Origin of the sequence: Mesobacillus persicus, from assembly GCF_900109925.1 — a bacterium.
Classification (GTDB): domain Bacteria; phylum Bacillota; class Bacilli; order Bacillales; family Cytobacillaceae; genus Mesobacillus_B; species Mesobacillus_B persicus.
Map to the genome: position 1 here is coordinate 57,281 of NZ_FOBW01000010.1, position 26,516 is coordinate 83,796.

Annotated in this window: 25 protein-coding genes; 2 read left to right on the top strand and 23 right to left on the bottom strand. The window is 39.6% G+C overall.

Annotated features, from left to right (window positions below):
• Positions 1-11 precede the first annotated feature (11 nt).
• The 11 genes from BMX30_RS14455 to BMX30_RS14505 form a co-directional block, all read right to left on the bottom strand.
• The gene (locus BMX30_RS14455; protein ID WP_090747044.1) at positions 12-224 is read right to left on the bottom strand and encodes an acetyl-CoA carboxylase biotin carboxyl carrier protein subunit; all 213 of its coding nucleotides are present in this window, start codon (positions 222-224) and stop codon (positions 12-14) included.
• 13 nt (positions 225-237) lie between these two features.
• Complete coding sequence (locus BMX30_RS14460; RefSeq protein WP_090747047.1) at positions 238-1,596, bottom strand: acetyl-CoA carboxylase biotin carboxylase subunit; 1,359 nt, start codon at positions 1,594-1,596, stop codon at positions 238-240.
• 19 nt (positions 1,597-1,615) lie between these two features.
• Positions 1,616-3,253, bottom strand: coding sequence for an AMP-binding protein (locus tag BMX30_RS14465; RefSeq protein ID WP_244532605.1), 1,638 nt, complete (start codon positions 3,251-3,253; stop codon positions 1,616-1,618).
• A 16-nt stretch (positions 3,254-3,269) separates the two neighbouring features.
• Positions 3,270-4,412 carry an acyl-CoA dehydrogenase gene (locus BMX30_RS14470; protein ID WP_090747049.1) on the bottom strand — a complete coding sequence of 381 codons (1,143 nt, stop codon included), beginning with the start codon at positions 4,410-4,412 and terminating at the stop codon, positions 3,270-3,272.
• Between the two features lie 125 nt (positions 4,413-4,537).
• A complete protein-coding gene (locus BMX30_RS14475) occupies positions 4,538-5,176 on the bottom strand; it encodes a TetR/AcrR family transcriptional regulator (RefSeq protein WP_090747052.1) in 639 nt (212 codons plus the stop codon).
• Between the two features lie 206 nt (positions 5,177-5,382).
• Entirely contained in the window at positions 5,383-6,495 is a 1,113-nt protein-coding gene (locus tag BMX30_RS14480) for a GerAB/ArcD/ProY family transporter (protein WP_170843898.1), read from the bottom strand.
• A complete protein-coding gene (locus tag BMX30_RS23580; RefSeq protein WP_170843899.1) occupies positions 6,444-6,668 on the bottom strand; it encodes a hypothetical protein in 225 nt (74 codons plus the stop codon). Before BMX30_RS23580 ends, BMX30_RS14480 begins: the two co-directional genes overlap by 52 nt.
• A 4-nt stretch (positions 6,669-6,672) precedes the next feature.
• Entirely contained in the window at positions 6,673-7,830 is a 1,158-nt protein-coding gene (locus BMX30_RS14485) for a Ger(x)C family spore germination protein (protein WP_090747058.1), read from the bottom strand.
• Positions 7,830-9,389 (bottom strand): spore germination protein, encoded by a 1,560-nt coding sequence (locus tag BMX30_RS14490; protein WP_090747060.1) that lies wholly within the window; start codon positions 9,387-9,389, stop codon positions 7,830-7,832. The genes BMX30_RS14485 and BMX30_RS14490 overlap by 1 nt, the downstream gene beginning before the upstream one ends.
• A 187-nt stretch (positions 9,390-9,576) precedes the next feature.
• Positions 9,577-11,052 carry a sodium/proline symporter PutP gene (putP, locus tag BMX30_RS14495; RefSeq protein WP_090747063.1) on the bottom strand — a complete coding sequence of 492 codons (1,476 nt, stop codon included), beginning with the start codon at positions 11,050-11,052 and terminating at the stop codon, positions 9,577-9,579.
• Positions 11,053-11,442: 390 nt separating this feature from the next.
• Positions 11,443-12,522, bottom strand: a complete 1,080-nt coding sequence (locus BMX30_RS14505; RefSeq protein WP_090747070.1) for a cytochrome-c peroxidase — start codon at positions 12,520-12,522, stop codon at positions 11,443-11,445.
• 192 nt (positions 12,523-12,714) lie between these two features.
• Between BMX30_RS14505 and BMX30_RS14510 the strand changes: the two genes are divergently transcribed.
• Positions 12,715-13,446: a YwaF family protein gene (locus BMX30_RS14510; RefSeq protein ID WP_090747073.1), complete on the top strand. Its 732-nt coding sequence runs from the start codon at positions 12,715-12,717 to the stop codon at positions 13,444-13,446.
• Between the two features lie 32 nt (positions 13,447-13,478).
• Here the strand turns inward: BMX30_RS14510 and BMX30_RS14515 are convergent, their stop codons facing one another.
• The 11 genes from BMX30_RS14515 to BMX30_RS14565 all read right to left on the bottom strand — a co-directional run bounded on the left by BMX30_RS14515 (position 13,479) and on the right by BMX30_RS14565 (position 23,708).
• Complete coding sequence (locus BMX30_RS14515; RefSeq protein ID WP_090747076.1) at positions 13,479-13,841, bottom strand: hypothetical protein; 363 nt, start codon at positions 13,839-13,841, stop codon at positions 13,479-13,481.
• Positions 13,842-13,949: 108 nt separating this feature from the next.
• Positions 13,950-14,432, bottom strand: coding sequence for a hypothetical protein (locus tag BMX30_RS14520; RefSeq protein WP_090747079.1), 483 nt, complete (start codon positions 14,430-14,432; stop codon positions 13,950-13,952).
• Between the two features lie 169 nt (positions 14,433-14,601).
• Positions 14,602-15,696: a metallophosphoesterase gene (locus tag BMX30_RS14525; protein WP_090747082.1), complete on the bottom strand. Its 1,095-nt coding sequence runs from the start codon at positions 15,694-15,696 to the stop codon at positions 14,602-14,604.
• Between the two features lie 129 nt (positions 15,697-15,825).
• Positions 15,826-16,449 (bottom strand): NUDIX hydrolase, encoded by a 624-nt coding sequence (locus BMX30_RS14530; RefSeq protein WP_090747085.1) that lies wholly within the window; start codon positions 16,447-16,449, stop codon positions 15,826-15,828.
• Between the two features lie 112 nt (positions 16,450-16,561).
• Positions 16,562-18,172 (bottom strand): YndJ family protein, encoded by a 1,611-nt coding sequence (locus tag BMX30_RS14535; protein ID WP_090747088.1) that lies wholly within the window; start codon positions 18,170-18,172, stop codon positions 16,562-16,564.
• The gene (locus tag BMX30_RS14540) at positions 18,169-18,792 is read right to left on the bottom strand and encodes a DUF4166 domain-containing protein (RefSeq protein ID WP_090747091.1); all 624 of its coding nucleotides are present in this window, start codon (positions 18,790-18,792) and stop codon (positions 18,169-18,171) included. The genes BMX30_RS14535 and BMX30_RS14540 overlap by 4 nt, the downstream gene beginning before the upstream one ends.
• 28 nt (positions 18,793-18,820) lie before the next feature.
• Positions 18,821-19,741 carry a DoxX-like family protein gene (locus tag BMX30_RS14545; RefSeq protein ID WP_090747094.1) on the bottom strand — a complete coding sequence of 307 codons (921 nt, stop codon included), beginning with the start codon at positions 19,739-19,741 and terminating at the stop codon, positions 18,821-18,823.
• A gap of 147 nt (positions 19,742-19,888) precedes the next feature.
• The gene (locus BMX30_RS14550) at positions 19,889-20,404 is read right to left on the bottom strand and encodes an RNA polymerase sigma factor (RefSeq protein WP_090747097.1); all 516 of its coding nucleotides are present in this window, start codon (positions 20,402-20,404) and stop codon (positions 19,889-19,891) included.
• Positions 20,405-20,478: 74 nt separating this feature from the next.
• Positions 20,479-22,452, bottom strand: a complete 1,974-nt coding sequence (locus BMX30_RS14555) for a DUF6449 domain-containing protein (RefSeq protein WP_090747099.1) — start codon at positions 22,450-22,452, stop codon at positions 20,479-20,481.
• Positions 22,424-23,326 (bottom strand): ABC transporter ATP-binding protein, encoded by a 903-nt coding sequence (locus tag BMX30_RS14560; protein WP_090747102.1) that lies wholly within the window; start codon positions 23,324-23,326, stop codon positions 22,424-22,426. Before BMX30_RS14560 ends, BMX30_RS14555 begins: the two co-directional genes overlap by 29 nt.
• A complete protein-coding gene (locus tag BMX30_RS14565) occupies positions 23,319-23,708 on the bottom strand; it encodes a GntR family transcriptional regulator (RefSeq protein ID WP_090747105.1) in 390 nt (129 codons plus the stop codon). The genes BMX30_RS14560 and BMX30_RS14565 overlap by 8 nt, the downstream gene beginning before the upstream one ends.
• A gap of 201 nt (positions 23,709-23,909) precedes the next feature.
• On the opposite strand from BMX30_RS14565, the gene BMX30_RS14570 reads away from it, so the two are divergent.
• Positions 23,910-24,806, top strand: a complete 897-nt coding sequence (locus BMX30_RS14570; protein ID WP_090747107.1) for a VanW family protein — start codon at positions 23,910-23,912, stop codon at positions 24,804-24,806.
• A gap of 108 nt (positions 24,807-24,914) precedes the next feature.
• Here BMX30_RS14570 and BMX30_RS14575 read toward each other — a convergent pair whose 3' ends face one another.
• Positions 24,915-26,498, bottom strand: coding sequence for a Na+/H+ antiporter NhaC family protein (locus BMX30_RS14575; RefSeq protein ID WP_090747110.1), 1,584 nt, complete (start codon positions 26,496-26,498; stop codon positions 24,915-24,917).
• Positions 26,499-26,516 lie beyond the last annotated feature (18 nt).

Sequence of the window (26,516 nt, forward strand, 5' to 3'; positions counted from 1 at the left end):
AGTCAAGCCTCCTATTCAACATCAACAATGATGTCGCTGTCGTTGACAAAATCTCCCTCTTGAACATGAACCTTAGTTACTGTCCCATCTGCTTCCACACTGACCGGAATTTCCATTTTCATTGACTCAAGAATAACAACCTCTTGCCCCGCTGTTACTTGGTCTCCTTCCTTTACTAATACTTTCCACACATTACCTGCCATTCCAGCTTCTATCTTTGCCATTTTTCATTCTCCTTTACTTAGTTGATGTTAGTAGTGGTAAATAAAATTCATTCACAAATTGTGTAGTTGTATATCCCGATAAAAACTGCTCATGACTCACCGTCTTAATTAACATCGGGATGTTCGTTTTAATGCCTTCAATTTTATAGTTTTCTAGTGCATTCTTTATTCTTTCACAAGCCTCTCCACGCGTTGGTCCCCAGGCAACAAGTTTACCAATCATAGGGTCATAGAAAGGAGTTACCTGTGAACCCGATTCGATGGCACATTCATTTCGAATCCCTTCTCCTACTGGTAACTGGAATTCCGTGATCTTTCCAGGTGAAGGGAAGAAGGTCTTAGGATCCTCCGCATAGATCCGGACTTCAATTGCATGACCATTTCGGTTAACATCCTCCCTAGTAAAAGAGAGCTTCTCCCCTATAGCAACTTTTAATTGTTCTTCCACAAGGTCAAGTCCCGTAATTTCTTCAGTAACCGGATGTTCAACCTGTAATCTAGTATTCATTTCAAGGAAATAGAAATTTTGCTCCTTATCTACTAAAAACTCTATGGTTCCAGCATTAGAATATCCGATATGATGGGCAGCCTTAACCGCAGCATCCAACATTTTTGAACGAGTTTCTTCATTAATAAAGGGAGATGGCGCTTCCTCGACTACTTTTTGATTCCGTCTTTGGATGGAACACTCCCTCTCCCAAAGAGGAACAACATTTCCATGAGTATCCGCTAGTATCTGCACTTCAATATGATGTGGTTCACTTATATATTTTTCTAGGAACATCGCACCGTCTCCGAAGAAAGATTCTGCTCTCTTTTTATTTCCTGCAAAGGCCTTGAGGAGCTCTTCTTCTGAGTTGACTAGCTGCATGCCAATACCGCCCCCACCTGCCGACGCTTTTAGCATGAGTGGATAGCCAATTTTCTCGGCTGCTAGTTTCGCTTCTTCTTCACTTTCAAGGGAAGTATTGATCCCCTCTATAATCGGAACTCCTGCTTCCTTCATCGTTTTGCGCGCCTCAATTTTACTTCCCATTGAAGCAATAATATCTGGAGAAGGTCCGATAAACACAAGGCCATTTTCCATGCATTTTCTCGCGAAACCGGCATTTTCAGATAAAAGACCATAGCCTGGATGAACAGCCTCAGCCTGACTCTCTTTGGCAACACGAATAATTTCATCTGCGTTTAAATAGCTCTGGTTAACAGGTGGTTTTCCAACACAATATGCTTCATTCGCCTCACGCACGAAAATGCTTTCTGCATCCGCCTCGGAGTATATGGCCACCGTTTGAATCCCTAGTTTTTGGCATGTACGAATGACCCTCAAAGCAATTTCACCACGGTTAGCAATTAAAATTTTCGAGAACAATAGAATCGCTCCTTCTTAGTTAATGGGTTAATAGATTGATGGACTCTTCACGAAGCTTAAATTTTTGGATTTTCCCAGATGCAGTCATAGGATAAGCTTCGGTAAAAAAGATATGTCTTGGTATTTTATGATGAGAGATCTTTCCTTTAAAGTACTCTTTAATTTCCTCAGCAGTGGCCGTCACTCCATCTTTCAAAATAATCCAAGCCATTACTTCTTCACCATATTTTTCATCTGGAACGCCAACAATTTGGGCATCAAGCACTTTCGGATGAGTATAAAGGAATTCCTCGATTTCACGCGGATAAATATTTTCCCCGCCGCGAATGATCATATCCTTCAGTCTTCCTGTAATTCGGCAATATCCGTTAGAATCCATCACAGCTAAGTCACCGGTATGGAGCCAACCGTCCTCATCAATCGCATCCCTTGTCGCATCAGGATTCTTATAGTAACCCTTCATCACATGGTAACCCCGTGTGCATAACTCTCCTTGTTGATCATATGGAACTTCTTGCGTTGTACCAGGATGAACGATCTTTACTTCAACATTCGGAAGGGCTCTACCTACGGTTTCAACACGCAAAGTCACTTGGTCATCGGTGCGTGTTTGGGTGATTACTGGAGAAGCTTCTGTCTGGCCGTAACAAATGGTGATTTCAGACATGTTCATCTTGTTCATTACATTCTTCATTACTTCGACCGGGCAATTAGAGCCCGCCATCACACCAGTCCTTAGAGTAGACAAATCATAATTTTCAAAATTCGGATGGTTCAATTCGGCTATAAACATCGTGGGTACACCATGAAGGGCGGTACATTTCTCTTGTTCCACTGTTCGGAGCACAACCTCTGGGTCAAATTCTTGTACTGGTACCATCGTTGCTCCAACACTAACTGCGGCCAAGGTCCCGATTACACAGCCAAAACAGTGAAAAAAAGGAACTGGGATACAAAGACGATCTTGGTCGGTCAACTTCATACAATGGGCGATATTATAAGCATTGTTGGTGAGGTTGCTATGGGTCAGCATGACCCCTTTTGGAAATCCAGTTGTCCCTGAGGTGTACTGCATATTGATGACATCATCCGGTTCTAGTGTTGATGTTCGTTGCCTCAATGCCTCATCTGATATTTCCCCACTCATGTTCATAACATCTGACCAATTATAGGCGCCGTTATATTTCTTTTCACTAAAAACAATCACATTCTTCAAGAGTGGTAGTCTTTTAGATTCTAGCTGACCCGGTTTCGATGTTTCTAGCTCTGGACAAAGCTCATAAATCGTGTCGATATAGGAGTTTCCTTTGTAATCTTCAATTAAAAATAGCGTTGTCGCATCGGATTGTCTTAACAAATATTCTAACTCTGCCGAGCGATAGTTCGTATTAACAGTAACTAAAACAGCACCCATTTTTCCTGTTCCATATTGTAGACTCACCCACTCTGGAATATTAGAGGCCCAAACGGCAACATTCTCCCCCTTTTCAATTCCCAGAGCCATAAGGCCTTTCGCGAGTTTTTCGCAATAAGAATTGAATTCGCGATAAGAGTATCGAAGCCCGCGGTCTGGGTAGACAAGAGCATCATGGTCTGGCATTTCTAAGGCTTTTTCAGCTAACAAATCCCCTACGGTTTTACGGATCAATTCGGTCATTTTCTTCCTCCTACCTTTAGCATCCTAAGTGGCGGGCAATGACTAGGCGTTGAATCTCCGATGTTCCTTCGCCAATTTCCATTAACTTGATATCGCGCAAATACCTCTCTACGTCGTATTCCTTCATATAACCGGAACCACCATGAATTTGAATCGCCTGGTTACATATCCGGAACCCAGCTTCAGATGCGAATAGTTTGGCAAAAGCCGCTTCCTTGCCAAATGGTTTGCCTTGGTCCTTCAGCCAGGCGGCCTTATACACCTGGTTCCGTGCCAATTCTAGTTCCATTGCCATGTCAGCAAGTTTAAATTGGATTGCCTGAAACTTTGAGATTGATTGCCCAAACTGTTGGCGTTCTTTAGCGAATTGCAAGGCTTTGTCTAAAGCGGCCTGGGCAATTCCAACCGATAACGCCGCAATCGAAATTCGACCGCCATCCAGTGTAAATAAGAACTGGCTAAAACCTTTTTTCTCATCACCTAATAGATTTGCTCTTGGGACCCTAACATTCTCCAGGATAATTTCGCAGGTGTTTGACCCGCGGACTCCCATTTTGTCGTAGTTGCAAGAGATCGTTACCCCTGGTGTATCACTAGGGACAATAATAGCTGAAACAATGTTTCGCCCATCCTCCCTTTTCCCAGTGACAGCGGTTACAATAATTTGCCTTGAATAGCCTGCATTGGTAATCCAACATTTCTCCCCATTGATTACCCACTCGTCACCATCCAAAATAGCTCTCGTTCTAGTTCCACCCGCATCTGAGCCAGCGTTGGGTTCGGTCAAACCAAACGCACCCATGGTTTTTCCTTTCGCCATTGGGACCAACCATTCCTGCTTTTGTTCTTCAGTTCCAAAATAATATATAGGGCTTGCGCCAAGGCTTGTGTTCGCGGCATAGCTCAAGCCCGTTCCACCACATGCTTTTCCTATTTCCTCAACAGCTATACAATATGAGATGGTGTCTCCTCCGGCACCGCCGTACTTTTCAGGGAAGGGAATCCCTAATAACCCTAGTTCGCCTAATTTTTCAAACGTTTCGTATCGCATTTTTGAGGTTTCATCAACTTCCCTTGCATATGGCACAATTTCCTTATCGGCAAAATCCTGGACCATCTCTTTTAGCATTTGTTGCTCATTTGTCAGTTCAAAGTTCATTTAATACTCCTCCTCATTGGACGGACTAGTCGGTCTGTTTTGTGGAAGGACGACACCTAAACTAGCAATAAGTGTATCCGTTATGTACCGACTAGTCGGTCTGTTTCCTGTTTTAAAATAGCCAGCTACTTTTGTATAGGCTGACCCTTGATCAAAAATGCTTGCACAGCTTCTTGATTTTTTGCCTTCTCAGTAAGAAGTGAATGTAGAAGTAAATCGTTAAAAATAAGTGCAATTGATTCAATGGTTAGTGGTCCGTCTTTGTTAAACCACTTGTACGTCCAGTTCACCATTCCAATGATGGCCATAGCTGATATTTCAGCTGGAACTTCAGTCCGAAATTCCCCATTTTCCTGGCCTTCATGAATCACCTGGATAATAAGTTTCCGATAATCATCGCGTTTTTCATTAATTTGTTGATTAAACTCGCCTGTTAGATACATGCTTTCCTGATAAAAAACAGTGATATGTGGTTTGTATAAGTCAAATACCTTGGTGAAGGATTGAATCATGGCACACAAACGGGAAACAGGTGTATCAAAATTATCATATGCTTCCCTTGCCTTTTCGAGAACATAGGAGATAAAAACATCGTGGATGTAATAGAGCAATTCATCTTTTGATTTAAAATTGTGGTAAAATCCCCCCTTTGAACTCCCAGACTCTGTAACAATCTGGTCAACGGTGACTCCGTGATACCCATTTTTTTCGAATAGAACGAGAGCCGTTTCAATGATTCTTTCCTTAAGTGTCGGTTTTTTCATCTTCATCATCCTTTGGAAAATATCGTATCATAGAGTAACAGGGCAATCAACCTATTTGTCAGAAAAATTAAAAATTTGTTTTAAAGTGTAAATTTGGACTAATTACGTCGCTGTACTAGCCTATTCCTACAGTACTATAGCATGTAATTGTATGGGCAAATTTATATATAAATATCCTAGCGAATAATACCGTAAAGGATGTTTCGCTAGGATATTTTTCTTCTTATGATAAAGATGATCCCTATGAGTAATTCTAAGGCAAGGCCCCAAACAGCCCAAGTATAAAAGGAGAATTCAATATGCTCCGTATTGTTTCTAAAAAGTAACACGGACAAATGTGCAAGTGCAATACCTAATGGAATAATAATTATGTTATTCGGTTGTTTCTTTCCGCTAGTAAGACAACGATTGACTAAATATACATCCAATGCTATTTTCGCTATGAAACACGGGATCCATATCGTGACTATTACTAAGTCAAGACGGTCCAAAAAGTCGGTAAGATTAATTTGTTGAATCATCTGGAGGGAAGGATAAGAAGATACCGAAACAATATCAACACCCAAAACGGCTACTTCTACAGCGACTACTAGTGCAAATAAACACATAGCCACCACTATTCCTCTTACTGTAGCCTTTTTTGCTCCAGCAACATCATCAAGATTCTGAATAAGAATTAAGATAAAGATTGCTTCCCCTGCCCACGATAGTAATAAAAAGGAGGATTTTGCAAGCCCTGGAAGCAAATCCACATCCATAATGGGTTGGAAATTCCCAAGTTCCATTCCATTCATAAGCATGAAGGGAAGGGCGATAATGACGGCGGCTAAAGTTATAAATTGGATCACTGTCACCCTTGCAATGACCTCTAAACCAGCTGCGGCCATATAAATGACGATAAACCCAGCCAAGATAGACATCACATCGATTGGTGTAGTTGGCAAAAGGACAGTGGCGACAAAATCAATTAGTGCTCTTAAATCGCGTATGGCGGCTGTAATAAATAAGATTCCAAAACAAACTAAAAACACTCTCTCTAACTTTGTAGGTTTCCCAAGTAAAAAGGTTTTCGAGAGTCGCTGTAGTTGTTTGGTCTTACCAACAACGAGCCAAAGAAACCCACTTATAACTCCTAATACAACCAACGGACTCAACCATGAAACCTGGTTTGAAGATTCAGCAAGAACTTGTGGGAGACTGATAATTACACCAGTAAACAGAAAATTCGCTACTAGAATTGAAAGTTGAAAGGAAGAGATCTTTTCAGTCAAGATTTCACCACCATTTTTACCAGACTGCCAATTGACTGGTTCAGCCAATAAACGACCATCCCAAAGTCCTCGTATAAAGAAACCATCACAGACAACCCTAAGGTGACGAAGACAAAGGCATATAACATTTTTTGCTTTTTGCCTGTAAAAGGCTTTGATTTTACAATACTGAACGTATAGATAAAAAGGACTATACTTGATAGGACCAATCCCGTGCCCATAATACTACTCCTTTACCTTCATACCTGTGTTGGTCATTCTCTGTATTTCTCCTTCTATTTCTACCTTCACCTCTAGGTCCTTAAGATGTGCACTCCAATCATCTTTCCATTTCTCGTCCCAAGTAGGGTTATGGTTTCGATATAAGTACCAACCAAACCCTGCAATATCACTACCTTCTGCATGGGCATGGTTCAGCAATTCCTCCACTTGATTTGTTATTTCTTCTTCCATTTTCTTAATGACTTTTTTATAGATTTTTGGGTCATCAAGGCTGATATAGGGCTCGTTTTCCATCAAAGTTGAGGTTGCTTTAATCTTAACGGTAAACGCCGGCTTGCCGTTAACCATTCTGAAGTCTTTTGTGACCTTGTCTTGAATAATTCTAAGCGTAATTTCCCCTTCCTCACTGTAGGGGAAGGTGATGCTTTTTCCCCTCATTCTATTATGAAGCCATAACACAGCGGGAGACTCTTTTTCATTTGTAATAAAATTCACTTTATCCCCTAACAAAATGGCGAATGATTGCATTTTGATTTCCTGGCCAGACTCTCCCTTAACTTGCTTATCGGACTTTTCTATAACCGGGATAACTCCCTCTTTTCCTGGCCTCTTAATATCCTGTAAAACTTCATGGGCTCTCATTTCTAGACTAGTTTTAGCCATTTCCCTGATTGCTTCACCCGGAAGTTGTTCAAGTCGATTTTTTAAATTTAGTACTTCGAGGGCTTCTCCTTTTGACATAATGATGAAACTAGAGAGCCTTGATTGTGGCTGAATAAGGATCGTATTTAATATCTCCCCCATTCCTTCTTTTGCCATTTTCTCACCAACAATAACAACCCTTCGGTGAGCAAAATACAATTTTCTAGACATTCTTGCTTGGAGATCGTCGTTACTTTCTCGGATGTTGCGCCCAGAACCAGAATCGACAAAGTATGGCCCATCTTCTCCGGTCCCTCCACCTCCTCCGCTTGAACCTGCACCACCTAGAGAACTAGGCAATGGGACTTGAACAGATACTCGATAAGTTCCATCCTCTTCCTTATCAAACCCTGTGGCGAGAACATACGCTAAATCATTTACTTCAACTCTGTCCCAGCAAGCCGTTAATAGGGTTGAAGAAAGGATGAGGGCCAATAAAAGTAAGGAAGTTCGCCTCATTATGCATTGCCTCCTTCAAGGCCACTCCTTTGTTTCTTAGTAGGCCTTACATTCTCTTTCTGTCTCCTCACATCATCCTTAACTGTTTGTGATGGTCTTTTGTCAAGCGCCCACCATGGTGCTCTTATAAAAACATCTCTTAATTCCCTTAAGTTTAATGGTCCGAGTGGTGAAAAATAAGGGACCCCGAAGGATCTAAGTTTACAGAGATGAGTGAGAATGAATGTTGAGCCTAGTACAATTCCATACAGGCCAAAGACCCCAGCTAAGATCATAATCGGAAACCGGAGTAATCGGATGGAAATCGCCATATTAAATCTTGGGATTGTAAAGGATGCAATACCGGTTAATGAAACGATAATGACCATTGGAGCAGAAACAATTCCGGCTTCGACGGCAGCCTGTCCAATAACAAGTGCCCCTAATATACTGACTGCTTGACCAATAACCTTTGGGAGCCTTATCCCCGCTTCCCTTAACGCCTCAAAAGCGACTTCCATAATTAACGCTTCAATAAAAGCAGGAAAGGGAATTGCCTCTCTACTAGAAGCCACACTAAAGAGGAGATTGGTTGGGAGCATTTCTTGATGGTAAGTCGTTACTGCTATATAGATTGCCGGAAGTTCAAGAGCTAGAAAAATAAAAATAACCCTTATGACCCTTAAAAATACAGATATATGAAATCGGTGATAATAATCCTCGCTAGCTTGTAAAAACTGCCAAAAGGTTGTCGGGAGTATTAAGGCAAAGGGAGTACCATCAACAATAACGCCTACTCTCCCTTCAAGAAGATTGGCTGCCAATGTGTCAGGACGTTCTGTATTTTGAATTTGCGGAAACAAACTCCAGGAATTATCTTCAATGAGTTCCTCGATATAACCGCTCTCGAGAACCGCATCGATTTCAATCTTTTCAATCCTAGCCATTACCTCTTTAACTAATTCAGGTCGAGCAAGTCCATCGACATAAAGAATGGCAATATTCGTTTGCGTTTCTTCTCCTACCGTCTTGGCAATCATTTTCAAACGGTTGGACCGAATTTTATGCCTTACTAACGCAGTATTTACACGCAGACTTTCAGTAAATCCTTCACGTGGACCTCTAATAACTGTTTCTGTTTCCGGCTCGGCAACACTTCGTCTTGAACCACCCTTTGCATCAACAATAAGTGCCTCATTTAATCCGTCAATTAACAAGCCAGTATTACCAGACAAGATATCTTTTACAATAGCATCCAATTTTTCGGTTTCTTTAACGGAACCAATTGAGACGATTTTATCTTTTACTATTTCAATGGATAAGGATTCCCGACTAGCTTCTTCTAATGCATCTAAAACGTGAAACTGAATACTATTTGCATCAATTAACCCATCGATAAAAATTATACAGGCTTGATGAGAACCTACCTTGAATGTGCGGTAGATAACATCTGAACAATCTTCGAATAACTCTTTTAAAATATCTATATTCTCATCTAGGCTACTATGGACCTGACTTTCAGTTTTATCTGTATGAAGGTTGCTCTTTTTTTCCGATTGCTTATTTCTTCTCAACTTCATAATGAATCAAGCCCCACTTGTCAATCAAAATCAGTTCTTATTCCCAGAAAGGGATTTTTTTCGTGTAGACTTACATTTCCCCAATAACGGTAAATTTATCAATACTTAAATGAGAGAATCATTAAACAAACCATTAAACAGCAAAAAAAGCCGAGCTCACTAAACTGAGCTCGGCTTTTTTTACCTATTATCTCTCTTCTTTAAGAGTGCTTTCCATTTCTGCGAACCTCTGATGGACTGCCCCTTCAGGCTCTTTCGTAAATAAGCTTACGACAATTACAGTAAGTAGACTTAGGAAAAATCCTGGAATCATCTCGTACATGAAATCTGAAAGTGTAGGAATGTTTGCCCAAATAAGAACCGTAACAGCCCCGACAATGATGCCGGCTAACGCGCCCCATTTAGTCATTCGTTTCCAATACAGACTCAGTAGTAAGACAGGTCCGAATGCTGAACCAAAACCGGCCCATGCATATCCAACTAACCCTAAAATGGTATCATTCGGGAACATGGAAAGGGAAACCCCCACAATCGCCACTAGCAAGACAGCTAGTCTGCCAACAAACACTTGTTCTTTATCACTTGAATTTCTTTTAAGGAACGTTTTATAAAAATCCTCCGTTAATGAGCTTGATGTTACAAGAAGCTGAGAGGAGATTGTACTCATAATTGCGGCTAGTACAGCAGCCAACAAAAACCCTGTAATATACGGGTGGAATAAAACATCTGCAAAGTAAATAAAGATTGTTTCTGAATTATCAAGAGTTGTTCCGTTCATTGAGTGATAAGCTGCACCTACCAGCCCTGTTAGCATTGCACCGATAAGGGAAATCCCCATCCAGCCCATTCCTATTCTTCGAGCTGATTTAAGTTGCTTTAAGCTTCCCACTGCCATAAAGCGAACAATGATATGAGGCTGACCAAAGTAACCCAATCCCCATGCTAATAATGAAATAATACCAACGAAAGATGTGCCTTTAAATAAGTCTAACATCGCTGGGTCGATCCCACGTATTTCATCCATCGTTGCAGATACGCCACCAACCTGTGTAAAGGCTACAATCGGAACGAGGATTAGCGCTGTAAACATGATGACACCTTGAATAAAGTCCGTTATACTTACGGCTAAAAACCCACCAAATAATGTATAAGCCACTACGACACCAGCCGTAATTAATAAGCCAGTTTGATAGTTTGCTCCAAATGAACTTTCAAAAAGTGTCCCACCGGCTACAAGCCCGGATGAAGTATATAAAGTGTAAAAAATCATAATTACAATCGCTGATACAATTCGTAGTACTTTCGATTTATCTTCAAATCGATTTTCCAAAAAGTCTGGAATTGTTAAGGAATCATTCGCTACAATTGTGTATGTTCGTAATCGTGGAGCAAGAACTAAGTAGTTCACGTAAGCACCGACGAATAACCCAATTGATAACCATGCACTTGAAAGTCCTGAGACAAACATTGCCCCCGGGAGACCCATCATCATCCAGCCACTCATATCAGAGGCACCAGCAGATAATGCCGTAACGGCCGGTCCTACTTTACGTCCTCCTAGCATATAGTCACTGAGGTCTGACGTCCTTTTGTAAGAATAATAGCCTACTAGTAACATTACTAAAAAATAAACACCTAACGAAATAAATATCTCTACCTGCACCAAATCTCTCCCTTGTTGTTTAAATTTCTTGTAGATTAGTATGGCTTGGTGGAAAAGCCACTTTATAACCCTAACAGGGAATACAAGCTTATTCAAGTGATACGGGTTTTAAGGATGTTTTCCTTGTATTCCCTGGAGGCCAATGCCTTATTAGGATGGTATATTCCCTGCCTAGGCAAGATATTCCCCTTTGCCCCAATTACACTAACTTGCCAAATTATAACAATAGACCAGAATCTCCCTCATATTTTAATAGAAGTCGGCTTCATAAGCGCGTTCTTTAACACGAAACCTTTCCAAGACCTATATGGAAAGTACACTTTGTTCCCAATCCAGTTAGATAACGAATAGTTAGAGTTTCGCTAATGTGTTCGAATGCAAAAGAGCTACCTAAGGTAGCTCCGGCTTCGTATAGACTGGTGGCTCCCCACCCAGGACTTCTAAAAAAGCTAATAAATCATCTTTTTCTTCCTCAGTTAATCCCAAAGGATTCATGAACTGTTTCATGAAGAAGCTAGTATTGGGATGACCGTCTCCACCACGATCATAATAATCAATAACTTCTTCTAATGTTGCTAAGCTACCATCCCTCATATACGGTTCGGTATGCGTAATCCCATATAAACTTGGGGTTCGAATTCTTCCAATATCGCTCTCGTCTCCGGTAACAGCGAAGCGGCCAACGTCATCTGTGTTGATGCCGATATTATAATATTGGTTATCAGATAAATTTTCCCCATTATGACAAGTGCTACAAAATGCTTTCCCAGCAAATAAATTTAGACCACGTACCTCTTGGTCTGTTAAGGCTTCAGGATCTCCATTTAAAAACTGGTCATACGGTGTATCCTTCACAACAATTAACCTCTGAAAAGCAGCTAGCGCTTTAGCGATATTGTTTTCTGTTATACCATCTTCAAAGGCTGAAGCAAAAAGATCTTCATAACCTTTAACGGCTCTTAATTCAATCAATAACTCATCTAACGACTGATCCATTTCATCAGGATTTTGTATTGGACCTAGCGCTTGCTCTTCCAGTGAACTTGCCCGACCATCCCAAAAATAAGTGGAATAATAACCAGAGTTGATAATGGTTGGACTGTTTCTGGCTCCATCATCACCATCGACCTTCTCAAATGTTGGCCGGTCATCACCGTATCCCTTTTCAGGATCATGACAAGTGGCACAACTTATTTCATTGTTGCCAGAAAGTCTTGAATCAAAGAATAAAATCCGACCTAATTCCAATACTTCTTGTTCCATAGGATTATCAACCGGAATAGACACATCCCCAAGAGGAACGAGCATTCCATTACTGAGTAGCGCACTTTTCATACCATCGACTGATGGCTGAATTGCTTTCTCTTCCTTAATTCTTTCTACAGCTGAAATAGGTTTGTTATCCGTTTCAGCAGAACAGCCTAGTAATATAAAAGGAATTAAAAAAATAGGATATAGATACTTTCTCATATTTGATCGAACCTTTCTTTAGTGTCTACCTTTATTATAATTCTAGAACAACTTTCATAGCTGAATGTAATGTGGCTATATTATTAACAGTGAGAAAGCTATTTTTATAAATTGCCGGATAAATGATATGCTAGGAACTGATGACAACCCGGGATAAGCTTCAATATAAGGAAAAAGAGAGGTGGGATTTTGGTGGAGTGGTTAATCCAATATAATAAAAGGTACATTTTTGAAATGTTCTCAACCAGCCATATTCTTGTTCTTCTTCTTTTTCTAATTGGGTCTGTTACCATTTTTATTTTTCGAAATAAATTAAAAAAGGTAAAATGGAGACCCATCGAAATCGGGATTGCTCTTTCGTTGCTATTTTTTGAAGTTGCTTTTCATATATGGTTACTTGCATCTGGTTATTGGGATGCGAGTGATTCAATTCCGATTGAATTATGTAGCATAAGCTTAATTTTAACAATTGTCCTGCTTTTAACGGGACGCAAATTGATATATGAACTTTTACTATTTTCGGCATTATTAGGGGCAACCCAAGCCTTGATTACGCCTGTCCTGTACTATGATTTTCCCCATTTCCGTTTCTTATATTTTTTCTATACCCATGTGATGATGATTTGGGTGGCCCTATATTTTACTTGGGTAAAGGGTTTTCGACCAACGATTTGGTCTGTTGGTAAAGTGTTTATCTTCTTAAATGTTTTACTGCCCATCGTCATACTCGTCAATACACTTGTGGATGGGAATTATATGTTTTTGAGTCACAAACCCAAAACCGCAAGTCTTCTCGATTTCCTCGGCCCCCATCCATGGTACATTTTATCCATGGAGGCAATTCTCCTTTCCTTAAGTTTGTTTGTCTGGTTACTTTTAAGGGAAAAAGGCGATAAAAGGGCAGTTGTTAGAAAAAGCAATTGAAACAAAGACAATAAAAGCTAGCCCTCAATGAGCTAGCTTTCTTCGTGAATCTCCTTAAACAATCGACAATAATTGGTTAATGTATAAAGCCTCCCAGAAAAAATATATAAATCATTCAGGTTATTCTCCATGTATTCTGTAACATCACCCCATGCAGTAACAAATCGATCTATTAACATGGGGGAAGACCTTTCATCCCAGGCGTGCATGTTTACTCGCATCAACTCATCCGCAATCGTACCTAATCGGTATTCATCAATAATGAGCTTTAACCGAAATAACTTATCAGGTTGAGAGAAATGTTTATTAGGACCATGATAAATAAGATCTACAAATTCAACGAAACTTTTAAGATTTGTCGCTAATAAAATCGCTTTTTGACGCTCCAATTCCATTTCCTTCACACCCTTTAATCAAAAATGGTCTTTAAAAGTGTATGAAGTGGCTCGAGAAGATATTTCTTGCAAAAAAAAACCACCTTATTGGCAGCCCTCTACATCTTATTATTTTTCTGCTTGTCGGTTAAAAGCATATTCTTTAAAAGAAAAGCTAAAGAGCTTACGTTCCACGCGTCCTTTTTCACTAGTCAATTTATACCATGATTGGCCAATGTAGAACGGGTTTGAAATCATTTTATCAACTATATTAGAGATTTCAAATTCTGCTTGTTGAGGTTCAACTGTATTTTTCACAGAGAGTGCGACGACAAAGTACGTCTTGTCCTCAACAATTTCAAGTAATTCTAGATGAAATTGACCATAATGTTTTTGGTTAAACACCGTTAAGACGTCTTCTATACTTTTTTTAACGTCTATTTCATGCTTACTTGCTTGTGTCCAATTACAAATCACTGGTTCAAAAATGGACAACGTGAGGATATAGTGAGAGGCATATTCGCGAGGGTCGAAGCTTTTTTTGCTAAACTCAGGCTTCTCCACAGGAATGACAATATATTTTTTGTAGTCAGCAAAAAATTGAGTGCTCATGTTTTGATACCTACCTTCTCCAAGAAGTTGAAATTAAACGTCAAATTTCGATTATTTATTTATTCAACAACCGCAGCTTAAAACCCTGTTAAAATTTTAAAAAAACTCTATAATATTAGGAAAACTTTTTCCAGCTAAATAAAGACCTAAAGGCCGAAGCCTTTAAGTCTTATTTTTTATCAAAAGTAAGATGAATGACCATTACTTCTGATTGGCTACCTATACGAAGTGGCGGCCCCCATGTTCCAAAGCCGGAAGAAACGAGGGAATGGAGATTGCCCTTTTGAAGATAACCCCAATCATTTTCGAAAATCCTGCTCGTTATCAAATGTGCAGGGGCCATTTGTCCCCGGTGTGTATGACCTGATAGAATCAAATCAACCCCGTTTTCTTCAGCTATTCCAAGCGAGTTTGGCTGATGATCTAACATAATCAAGGGCTTTGAGTGGTCTAATTCCTTTACAAGATGGCTAATTTCTTTTCGCTTAACATCAGTTAGATCGTTTCTTCCAATTATATAAAACTGATCATTGATGAGGATCGATTCATCCATCAACATTTGAACTCCAGCCTTTTCCACCTCTTCAACAATCTCATCAACGTCATCTCCGTAATAGTCATGGTTTCCTGTAACAGCATAGACGCCAAGAGGGGCCTTAAGTTTAGACAACGTTTCCCCCATATCCTTTTCAAGGAAAGGTTCAATATAGTCATCAACCAGATCTCCAGGAATCAAGACGATATCAGGTTTAACTTCCTCCACGATGTCAACGAGGCGCTGAAGGTGTCTTTTTCCAACAATCTGGCCTAAATGAAGGTCTGATGCCATTAAGATTTTTATATCTTCTCCACCTGCTGTTTCTTTTTCAATAGTTAAATCATACGTTCTTACAACGGGATTCCATGCATTGTAAGACCCATAAACGAGTATGAAACCGAAAATCCCAGTAATCCCTAAACCAACCCAGAAAATCCCCCTTTTTCTCAAGAGAAACAGAAGTAAATTGGCAATGGGTAGCAGTATCAGGCTATATCCAATGATAACCAACCAAAAATAGCCGATCATCTTTAAAGGGAGAAACATGCTGAATTGCCCAATAAACATTGATAAAGAGACTAGAGCAATTACTCCGATATATATCCATTTATTTAACTGCAAACGGGTAGACTTTAACCAAACCCAGCCATTATAACCAACATAGAAACAAATAGCTGTATATAAAAGAATAAATAATAGAACTGCAAGCACTGCTAGAATTGACATAGATGTGTTACCCTTTCTTTTAGGATCTCCCCTCTATTATATACCTTGACGTTGATTGAAGTATAATTAAGGTTTGAGGAAAATATGTTTTGTTTTGGGTGAAAAGAAAATAGCTGTCTTCTACCTTTGTTAAAGAAGTTTTTCCTGAATACTTCTAAGGACCGATTCATAGTATGCCTTCTCATGTGGGACAAAACTTTCTCGCGAAACAGACTTACTAGTATTGGCTCTTTCTCCTTTATGATTAACAGTAAATCCCTCAACCTTGACCTCCTGTTTCTGTTCGGAAATGAGCAGAGCAAAATCGACTAATTTCACTCTAACAATCCCTGAAACCTCTTCCACTCGTAACTGAAAGTCTTCCAAATTTCCTTTCCAATTATATAAAAAGACATTGGCAAGCTCGTTATCAACAAGTTGTTCTGATACTACAGAATACTTAGCAATGCCTAGTGGCATCAACTCATCATAATCGACGGCTATACCAAGCTCTTCTTTTACTTCACGTATTCCATCCTTAACGTTTTCAGTCGCTAATAGGTGTCCAGCAGCTGTAATGTCAAAAAGGTCCGGGTAATCTTTTTTCTCTGGACTGCGAAGTTGGAAATAAAGGTGATTTTCTTCCTTTTCACGACAAACAAACCAGCAATGAAAGGTTTCATGCCAATGGCCAAGTCTATGTACTTCCTCGCGAGTCGCTGTGCCTAGGTGACGGTATTGTTCATCAAAGATATTTAAACGTTCAAGTTCCATTTATTTTCCCCTTTTTAATATTTGGCTGTCTACAGCAACTTTACTGTCTTCGAAAAAAGATAAGTCCTTTTTAAACAAGCTCTCTTTGCCCCTTTACCTTTATCCAGGGACTTTATTTAATTTGAATTTGGTACTCAATAGCTAGAAAGGGAAAACCGAAAATCCACATAGTATGAGTTGCCGCTAACTGATTATGTTCCCTTTCTGTAATAACAAATGTTTCGGACAAAGGCAAACGAATGGTCATATAACGGCTACGGAGGTAAATGCCTTCATCTCCGTTTCCATCAGGTCTTAATTTACTCGTTAAAATCAGGTTCTTGCCTTCATTTCTCAATTTTAGAATGCCCGTCATATTTGAAAATGGCAGTGGTAGCGCAATATTCATATACGTTTCAGCATCTGAAGTGTGCTGAGAATAGAGCGCGACAAAAATACTTTCTTGTTGTTCATTCTTGCGTACCCATGCACGGACTTTTTCACGTCCATCCCTATTAGAATTGACGCCAATGATCTCTCCCTGCATTGTCTCCCAATGATTTCCCATTCCTAAATGTAGTTGCTGAACATGTTTGCTGATTTTTTCATAAAGGTGAGCGAATGGCTTAAACCAAGGTGCCCAATGAATATTTGCTTTCAGGTCAAAATCACTTGTATGTTCATAAAAATCGCGAATAGAAGCAGAAAGTTTTTTATCATCGAAGTAGTCTGAGGAGTAATCGCTCATTTGATCAACCAGTCCTTTATATCCACTATCTTCAATCAAATTCTGTTTCGTTATAAATTCTTCACCAATTCTCTTTTTTCCAAAAAGAGCACTCATTGGCTTCTTATAATAAGGGTAAGCTGGTGCTGTGTCTTCCAAAAGCCAGCCGACTAACGCCGGGAGAACCACTCCAAACGCATTAACTACTCCATGAATAAAAATCATCGTTGGAATCGTAATTGTAACGCTGCTACTTACCCTACCAAATGCGTAAATGAGTGAGAAAGCGATAGTCATAAGGAGTACAGCCGCCGAAAATGAAACCAAGAATTTGGCCAACTTTCTCTGAAAATGAGCGGTGAATACGAAAAAAGCATAGAAAATGAGGGCAAGAACATACACAGTCACGGCGATAAATTCGAGTTTCCGAGAGATTGTTATACCTACCGCAATCGTCATTGGTGAAGAAATAATCACAAGCGAAACCAAAGTGTATAACCGATGACTGCTCGTTAATTTTCTTCCTATAAAACCCATAAAGATTGGTATGACAAATGCTGAGTAATGAAAGTGAATGGCAGTTAATAGGTTCGTTAAGCTTGAAAAACTCATTATTTTTATCTCCGAGACATAAGCAAAAAACCAAAAACCGCCTAGACCTAAATAAATTAAACCAAAATCAATGGCCGTTTCACTAATTGGCTTCCAGCCTCTCTCCAACAAACGACTTAGACCTAGCATCGTAATCAAAACGGTAAACCCAAACCAAACAACGGAAAAGACAAACACATCCGTTACAATTGCCAGTACTGCGCTTAAAGCGGCCAAAGGATAAATAGTAGAAAGATATTTTACTAGTCGGTCGTCTTTTCGATCGTTTCCAACTAGAAACATTGCAATTGGAACAAAGCACAACATCGACAGTAATAACAGGGCTTCAACTAGGTGAATCTGTTGCCAGTCTAGTGCAATATACACGAAAAAGGAGAAGACACCAAGCAGGATATTTCGTTTCATTCGCTTCTCCTTTCGACTTCTGTAAATTTCCCCTGGTAATAAAAAAGCCTACCCACCAATGAATTCTTCACTTCAACAATAATGCGATAACATTGTTCCCCTTCATCATAGGACTCCGATATGTTAGCCACTCCATGGAGGAATTTAGGCAAGGGAATTTTCTTCCCAAAGAGATTTAACCATTGTTTCTTAGAAGAAATCTGCATTGAACCGTTTTGATCAACAGTTATGGACAACGTGGAACCTAGGAGAGCAGGCTTGCCAAAATAATCGAAAAGCTCATCCCCACGTTCATTCAGAAACATGATGGCATCAAAATACCGAGATTTCTCTTTGAAACGGAAGGTCCGGTCCCAATGGACAATCTGTTTTCCCTTTTCATCTAAAGTTACTTTATTAACAATTTCAAAAGGAATTTGATTCCCCCTCTCGGCAAAGAAAATTCGGTACTTCGTTCCTAGGGTGAAAACCGGGCGTACAAGAAATGAGCCTCCGGAAATCTCGTCCATTATCCCTTTCCCGATAAAATCTTTTTCCTCGGTGAGCCGATAGCGGTGTTGCAATTTTGGATGTAAATTTTTATATGAATTTCCTAAGATTTTTTCATAAATAGATGACAAATAGATTCTCCCTTTCTGCAGTCCTTTACTATCCTCTTGTTCCCCTAGTTCTTCTTCTTCGGCAATTTTTAGCACTAGGTAACTGATCGCTATTGGCATACCCAATGATCGATAAACCGATCATGAGTAGATTTAATGTAATCGGGTTAAATGGCTGGATAAAGCTATTTGGATTAGCAAACCATGCAGTTACTGTTAAAACTAACATGATTGCTGCATGTACGATAAAAAGCTTCCTTTTATTAAAGGGAAAGAGCCAAATCAATCCAAAAAGCATTTCTGCTATCCCCACGAATTGAACTGCCATTATAATGTCTATACTGGTACCAATCGTTGCTGCAAGCATGTTAACTTCTTCTGGATGGCTGACAATTAACTTTGGTACGAAACCTTGATAGAACCATACAAAGGCTAGTAAAAAGCATACTGTCCAATAAGTAAACGTCTTTTGTAAGGATTGTTTCGGGTGAAGACCACTCTCAAGCCAAAGTCTTAATGAATCAAAACTCCACGCCGTAGCCCAACCAAGCATGGGGCGAAAAAGATACGCATCGATGATCCTGCCTATCTTACCAAAGTTCGTTTCGTAGTCATACTGAGTTTCAAATTCTATGCCCTTTTTCGTTTGAGTGTACTTCCAATACCCCCGCCCCTCTTGGATAAGTGATAATGGGTGCTCTGTTGAAAATTTCAAGGATGAAATTCTTTCTCCATTTTCTTTGTGAACCTGTCCTGCTGTTTCCCCTGTTCCCGTAATGGCAAGGCCAAAGCCTATTTTTGTTTGATATAAAAATTTTTGCGGTTCATCTGGCTTTTTATCAAGATAATTGATCTCGGTAAAACGCAAATCCCAAGCAGTATGTAAATCAGGGGTCTGGGTATATTCCCAGAGTTTGTCCATTGACGTTTTTATTTCAGATTGTACGTATATTGGTTTCTGTTTACCCATTGATTTCTCCCTATTGTTTATTCTTCCCTTTAAGTATAAAAAAAAGAGCGCGAAATCGCACCCTTTTCGGCTCTCCAACCTTTAAAGTAATTACTTGCCTATTAGTGTCAAAAGTGCAAAGAGCCCTAACAATAATAAAACGTATTTTTATGCCGAGTACTTTTCAGTGATAGCGAGTTTTAATTGTTTCCTTGCTCGATGGAGGCGGGTCTTGACAGTTGTCGATTTCAAATGAAGCACTTTTGCAATCTCGACTTCCTTTAAACCGTATTGTACCCTCAAGACTAGCACTTCCTGGTATTCCTTTGACAAATGATTCAGAGACTTATACAAGTCCTCTTTCAGAAACGTAATCTCAACCTCTTCTTCTGGGTTCATCCCTGTTTCAGTAAAGGATTCAAGATAATCCATGTATGATAAGTCAGCCGGAATCCACTTTCGCCGTTTCTCCGCCCTGAGGAAGTCAATAGCTGTCCTTGTGGTAATTGCAGCTAACCAAGAACCAATTTTTCCTGAATCCTCAATTGTATCAATTTTCTTATAGGCCTTAATAAATGCTTCCTGGACAACATCCTCAGCCGTATACCAATCCCTTGTCACAGAATAAGCAAGCAACGTCAACCTTTTGGAGAACACCGTAACAATCCCCTCAAAATCAACCATCCCATATTACCCCCTAAATTCTGGATGGTGCCTGGCACCATCCAGTTTTCCGCCAGTTCGTGTTTCTGTTTTTTCTATTTAAAATGGTTTTTAATAAATTCCGGCGTGTGTTCTTCGTCGAGGTAGAGAATGTCTGTATAGTTGTCTTGCTCAAAACGCAGAACAACGATGTACTTATGCGTTCTTCCCCAACCTGAATTGTTTAATATTTCACCTATTTCCTCTTTCTCGATTACCTTTAATACATCAGAGTTATTTTCCATTTTCTCAACGATTTGCTCTGGGAAATCATATTCATAATCTTTCTCGTTCCACTCAGCAATTTGAACACTAGAAATATCCTCAGGCATTACTCTGGCCTGGTCTAGGACCTCGCGATCCTCTAACCATTTCGTTACGCCCTTGTAAGTTGGTTTAAACTCAAAATAAGCAAAATGATCTTTGTCTAAGAAAACCTCGATACTTGGACCTCTTCCACTAAAATAGATTTGGTCCTGATAAGACTCCGCGAGAATGTCTCCTTGTAGAACCTGAACCAATTCTTTTATTTCATCAATATCATTTATTGTAACGTTTCTTTTTCCTGGTCCATTTGCACTAATCGTTATTTGATCAATATGATTTATGTTCAAATGAAAGATTTCATTCGTAGCACGTTTATATTCCTCTGATTCATAGATTCGCTTGTAAAAATCTTCATACACTCGTTCATAGACTTGATATTGGCGAATGACTTTCTTGCCATTTTTTAATTCATAAAGGAAAAACGCTGGAATCATGTATTCATTTTCTTTTAACTCAACAGGTATGTCTTTATCGTTTATGATTTGCTGATGAAGCTTTTGTACCGCCGCAATATTTTCTTTCTCCTTTAAAGGGTTTGGAACAAAATTATGGTCGAAGGATGCTTGATCCATATAGACATGTGGCGTGTCCGCAAGTAAGACACTTTGAACCTCACTTTCGTCTGGAACCTTATTTTCATAGAAGCCTAGAGTTTCAATTCCTAAAAGGAAGATACCGACAACCAACGCATAGATTACTAGACCTTTAATGCGCCCAAAAACTCGCCAATTTTTCTGAAGCACCATTTCAGCGATATAATAACCAAAAGTTGCTCCTATTGTATAGCCGAAAATCATCCAACCAAGGCTGTTCGTTTGAACCTCTCCGAAGTACATTCCACTAAGTAGCATCGCGCAAAAGGTCACACCATATTTAAAAAATGACCGTAGTTTCGGAAATGCGATGGCTTCCGATGCACTTTCAATTTTTCTTTTCTTATATAAAAAGAGTGATAATCCATAAAGAACAATGGTCAGTACTATATATAGAATAATATCTTCACTTCGAAGCAGCCTGCCATTAAGTAAGGATGCATAGGTAAGTGGAGACAACGTCTCGAGATTTTTGACTAGGAAATAATCACTTGGAAATCCATATAGAAAAAACTTCAAATTAAATAAGGTCATCAAGGTGATTCCAACTGGAAATAGAAGTAGTATATACGTCAGTACCCCCTGTACTGCGGATATTCCAGTGATCATGGCAACGAATACGCCTGCCATAAATATCAGCAAGTTTAGAACACTCATGGTTCCAACCCAGTACAAGATATCTTTCAATTGAAAAAACTCACCAAGGTCAAGTAGGTTATGAATGATGAATACGCTAATCGCAATCAGTCCTATTGGTAAAAGCAAAGAAACAATTCCACTCAACACATAGTGTTGAAATATTTTTCCTCTCTTCATTGGAATACTGTGCATTAAGTCCGCAGACTGCTTAACTTGTAAAAACCGAAATAGAAATACAGAAAGGAGAACTGGGATGACAATGAGTAAACCAATTTGAATCTCAAATGTATAATCAAATAAACTATTGACTTGCATATCATTCAAACGATACCTTTCATCAGAATATCGCATGATCATCACAAGTGGTACCGAAAAAAATAGACCTAGGAAGTATAAGATGGAAATCCAGCCTGTACTTCGGACAATTTGCAGGATTAACTCTTTATTCAACCATGATGTTATTGATGGCATAGCCGATATCCCCCATTTCATAAATGAAAATTTCTTCAAGGGTAAGCGGCAATAAGTCAAGTAAAACTGGTTTCGTTTTTTGGATCTGTCCAATTATTTCCTCTTCTTTGCCCCTGACAATACACAGGAAGACACTTCCCCTTTTCTCCGTGTGAAGCACATTTAATTTGCTTAATAACTGCTCTGGTACTCCGTCTTTATATGCAACCTGAACTTTATGGACATCTGATTTTAACTCATCAAGTTCCTTCTCTATTAACAGGTTGCCTTTATGAATGATGCCAATATGATCACATATATCCTCAATTTCACGTAAATTATGGGACGAGATTAGAATGGTCATTTCTCTATCGGCTACATCCTGAATCAACAGGTTCTTTACCTTTTTTCTAACAACTGGGTCTAACCCGTCCATTGGTTCATCAAGGATTAAAACATCTGGTTTTGCGGAAAGCGCGAGGATAAAAGCCGCCTGTCTTTGCCACCCCTTCGAAAACGTATGTATCCTTTTCTTCATATCCAGTTCAAACCAGGCAACTAAGGTTTGAAAGCGCTCATCACTCCAAGTAGGATAAATACTTTTATAAAATTGAGCCATTTGTTTTGTTGTGTACTGCGGTAGAAAATAGGGTTGATCCGGAATATAGAACACTCGCTCTTTTAAGCTGAGATTTTCAAAGACTAGTTCCTCTTCAATCGTTACACTTCCTTGATCTTGAAGGTAAATTCCTGCGAGAAGCTTAATTAAGGTCGTTTTTCCTGCACCATTTGAACCTATTAACCCGTATATAGAACCTTTTTGAATAGATAAATTAACATTTTCAATTGCTTTGAACCGATCAAATGTCTTGCTGACATTTTGCATTTTAATCATCAATCTCGCCTCCCCCTTTTGAAGCGTTTAATTTTTGAACCAACTGAATCAATTCATCCGTTGTTACTCCGAGGAAGAACGCCTCAAGAATCAGTCGTTCTAGCTCTTCTTTCACGGTTGTTATTTTCTCGGAATCCTTTGTTTCATTACCCGGATGCACGAAGCTCCCTTTCCCTTTTTGTGAATAGATAAATCCTTGGCTCTCAAGTTCTCTGTAAGCTTTTTGGATTGTGTTTGGATTAATTGTAAGTTGTTGAGCTAGAGTTCGGACTGATGGAAGTTGTTCATCTGACTTCAGTACCTCATTAATAATTAATTCTTTTAGTTTGTCAACTAGCTGCTCATATATGGGTTTACGGCTCCTCGTATCAAGTTCAAACATGCGGACCCCCAATCTGTACTAAGTGTATTAACTGTACCAAGTGTACTATTATTATTAATACAGTTGATTATAAGGGTGAATTTTCCAAAAGTAAAGGTCTTTATTCTATGAATAGTTATTGTTAAACAGAAATTTAGAAAAACAGCCAATTCTACACATGAAAAAAATCGTAAATCTAATACTAACAAGGAGGTGAATCTTTTGAGTTTAGCTTGGATATTTGGACTTATTTTACTAGCGCATCAAGGAGAGACGGCTCCAGAGCAAGAGTCATTATTAATTCTTCATGAACAGGATCCAGTTGTAAGAGTGAATCGAACTGATTTTTCATTGCCGATTGTTGGCTATCCGTTCATTGATGTGGAGGAATTCAATCAGTTAACAGAAGAGTTGGATAAGCATGTGAGGCAACCAGCAACAGATGCAATCATCGATGAGCAGGGCAAGATCGTTCCTGAGAAAGCCGGAATTGAATTAAACCGGGACCGTTTTGAGAAACAGTTCTATTCGTTCTTCCATGAGAAAAATCAAAGTACGGTTGAATTGCCGTTGAGAAGTGTTTATCCTCGTGTAGACAGCGAGCTGCTTTCAAGTATTAAAACGAAATTAATTGGCCATTATGTGACTTATTTTAATAGTCATAATGTTGAACGATCACATAATATTGGACTTGCTACAGCGGCAATTAACAACCATGTTGTATTTCCAGGTGAGACTTTTTCCTTTAACGAAATTGTAGGGATGAGAACAAAGGAGAAAGGTTACCTACCAGCTCCTATTATTGTAAGAGGCGAGCTGTCAGAGGGGATTGGCGGTGGGATATGTCAAGTTTCTTCGACGCTTTTTAATGCTGCGGACAGATCAGGTTTACATATTCTCAAGCGCTATTCGCATAGCAAACGTGTCCCCTATGTCCCTCCCGGAAGGGATGCAACCGTTAGCTGGTACGGTCCCGACTTCACGTTCAAAAACAAATACAATCAACCCATTCTCATTCGCGCACAGGCAAAATCAGGGATGATGGCAATCACGATCTTTTCCTCAGATCAAGTCAATGTCAATCCCCGGAAAATCCCAAGCATGAGCTACTTCAAATGATGGTAAAAAAATGGTAGGTGCCTGGCACCTACCAAAAATTATCCAAAAAACATCAAAAAAGGACCAAACTCATTTGAAAGTTTGGTCCTTACTTATTCCTACCTACTACTATACTACTTTTTCTTCAATCGGATTAACTTGCTTTGGTGATTTCCCCGATAGGAACCAAATCCCGATGAGGAATAAGATAACAACAGCTAGCGCCGCCATTGTGCTACCAGTAAATCCAACGATAATAAAGCCAATAGAAGCTATGCCTGCGCTGATAAGGGCATATGGCAATTGCGTCATTACATGGTCAATATGGTTCGATCCTGCACCTGTCGAAGACAAAATGGTTGTATCAGATATCGGAGAGCAATGGTCTCCAAACACAGCTCCAGCAAGAACTGCTGACATCGCTGGAAGAATTAAACTAATATCTGATACCGCTGCAATTTCACCAGCAATCGGAAGTAAGATCCCAAAGGAACCCCAAGATGTACCCGTTGCAAATGCCATAAAGCCAGCAAGGATAAATAGGATAAATGGTAGATACGCAACATTTAGGTTTGCATTCTCTACCACTCCCGCTAAGTACGTTCCTGTTTCAAGTCTACCAATAAGGTCACCGATAGCCCAAGCGAATATCAGGATGTACACCGCAGGGAGCATGGATTTTAATCCTGCTATTACCCCACTACCTAAAACATTTGCTTCAACACCACGTAGTACCAAAGCCTGCCTTGCAAACATGATCATCGAAACAATAAAGCCTAACAAACCGCCTAGGATCAAGGATAAAGTAACATCGGTGTTTTCAAAGATTCCTAAGATTGTCGTTTCACCCTCAATAGCTTGCGCACCTGTCCATAGCATTGCACCGACTGTACCGACAAAAAGACCAAGAATTGGCCAAATTAAATCACCAATCGTTCCAGTTCTACTAGTTGGTAAATCTTCTTTCAACTCACCAGGAATTGTTTTGTCTGGATTGAAGACTTCCCCTGTGCTAATCGCTCGGTCCTCATGGACTTTCATAGAACCTAGATTCATATTTCTGATAGCCACGATAAACACCATTCCAATAGCTGCCCAAACATAAAAATTCATTGGTACCATTTGCATAAATGCAGAGAATGCGCTATATTCCGTTACACCGTGAGAAGCTAGAATCGTTCCGATCAATACAATGATTGTTGCACCCCAGCTAGAAACCGGCGAAACGACGCAAATCGGGGCAGAAGTTGAGTCAATAATATACGCAAGTTTTGCTCTAGAAACCTTTTGTCTATCGGTAATTGGACGGGTAACTTGTCCAACGGCAAGAGCATTAAAATAGTCATCAATAAAAATAATAATTCCTAAAATAGCACCGACGAGTTGTGCGCCAACACGTGTTTTCACACGTTTCATTGCCCAGTCCCCAAATGCTCTGCTTCCACCTGAAATCGAAATGAACGCAGTAATGATTCCTAGCAAAAGTAGGAACAAGATAATGTAGACGCTTGATGTGTTTATAGCCCCTTCTGAAACGAAGATGCCTTTCACTGCATCCCAAGTAATCGCAAACGTCTCACCAATCTTAAAGTCAGCGAGCAATAATGCGGAAACAATAATTCCTACACCTAATGATAAGAGTACTCGTCTTGTTATCACTACCATCAATATTGCTAAAATCGGTGGTAGTATTGAAAAAATTGTGTTTTCCATTCCTTTGTCCTCCTCCTA

Excerpts from the sequence above, each read along its gene's own strand:
- BMX30_RS23580 (WP_170843899.1), bottom strand. The coding sequence starts at position 6,668 with ATGGGCACGGGATTGGTCCTATCAAGTATAGTCCTTTTTATCTATACG.
- BMX30_RS14555 (WP_090747099.1), bottom strand. The coding sequence starts at position 22,452 with ATGCCATCAATAACATCATGGTTGAATAAAGAGTTAATCCTGCAAATT.
- BMX30_RS14490 (WP_090747060.1), bottom strand. The coding sequence starts at position 9,389 with ATGAAGTTGAGAAGAAATAAGCAATCGGAAAAAAAGAGCAACCTTCAT.
- BMX30_RS14470 (WP_090747049.1), bottom strand. The coding sequence starts at position 4,412 with ATGAACTTTGAACTGACAAATGAGCAACAAATGCTAAAAGAGATGGTC.
- BMX30_RS14565 (WP_090747105.1), bottom strand. The coding sequence starts at position 23,708 with ATGTTTGAACTTGATACGAGGAGCCGTAAACCCATATATGAGCAGCTA.
- BMX30_RS14575 (WP_090747110.1), bottom strand. The coding sequence starts at position 26,498 with ATGGAAAACACAATTTTTTCAATACTACCACCGATTTTAGCAATATTG.
- BMX30_RS14515 (WP_090747076.1), bottom strand. The coding sequence starts at position 13,841 with ATGGAATTGGAGCGTCAAAAAGCGATTTTATTAGCGACAAATCTTAAA.
- BMX30_RS14550 (WP_090747097.1), bottom strand. The coding sequence starts at position 20,404 with ATGGTTGATTTTGAGGGGATTGTTACGGTGTTCTCCAAAAGGTTGACG.
- BMX30_RS14455 (WP_090747044.1), bottom strand. The coding sequence starts at position 224 with ATGGCAAAGATAGAAGCTGGAATGGCAGGTAATGTGTGGAAAGTATTA.
- BMX30_RS14475 (WP_090747052.1), bottom strand. The coding sequence starts at position 5,176 with ATGAAAAAACCGACACTTAAGGAAAGAATCATTGAAACGGCTCTCGTT.
- BMX30_RS14525 (WP_090747082.1), bottom strand. The coding sequence starts at position 15,696 with ATGTCAATTCTAGCAGTGCTTGCAGTTCTATTATTTATTCTTTTATAT.
- BMX30_RS14530 (WP_090747085.1), bottom strand. The coding sequence starts at position 16,449 with ATGGAACTTGAACGTTTAAATATCTTTGATGAACAATACCGTCACCTA.
- BMX30_RS14545 (WP_090747094.1), bottom strand. The coding sequence starts at position 19,741 with ATGGGTAAACAGAAACCAATATACGTACAATCTGAAATAAAAACGTCA.
- BMX30_RS14485 (WP_090747058.1), bottom strand. The coding sequence starts at position 7,830 with ATGAGGCGAACTTCCTTACTTTTATTGGCCCTCATCCTTTCTTCAACC.
- BMX30_RS14535 (WP_090747088.1), bottom strand. The coding sequence starts at position 18,172 with ATGAAACGAAATATCCTGCTTGGTGTCTTCTCCTTTTTCGTGTATATT.
- BMX30_RS14505 (WP_090747070.1), bottom strand. The coding sequence starts at position 12,522 with ATGAGAAAGTATCTATATCCTATTTTTTTAATTCCTTTTATATTACTA.
- BMX30_RS14465 (WP_244532605.1), bottom strand. The coding sequence starts at position 3,253 with ATGACCGAATTGATCCGTAAAACCGTAGGGGATTTGTTAGCTGAAAAA.
- BMX30_RS14520 (WP_090747079.1), bottom strand. The coding sequence starts at position 14,432 with ATGAGCACTCAATTTTTTGCTGACTACAAAAAATATATTGTCATTCCT.
- BMX30_RS14560 (WP_090747102.1), bottom strand. The coding sequence starts at position 23,326 with ATGATTAAAATGCAAAATGTCAGCAAGACATTTGATCGGTTCAAAGCA.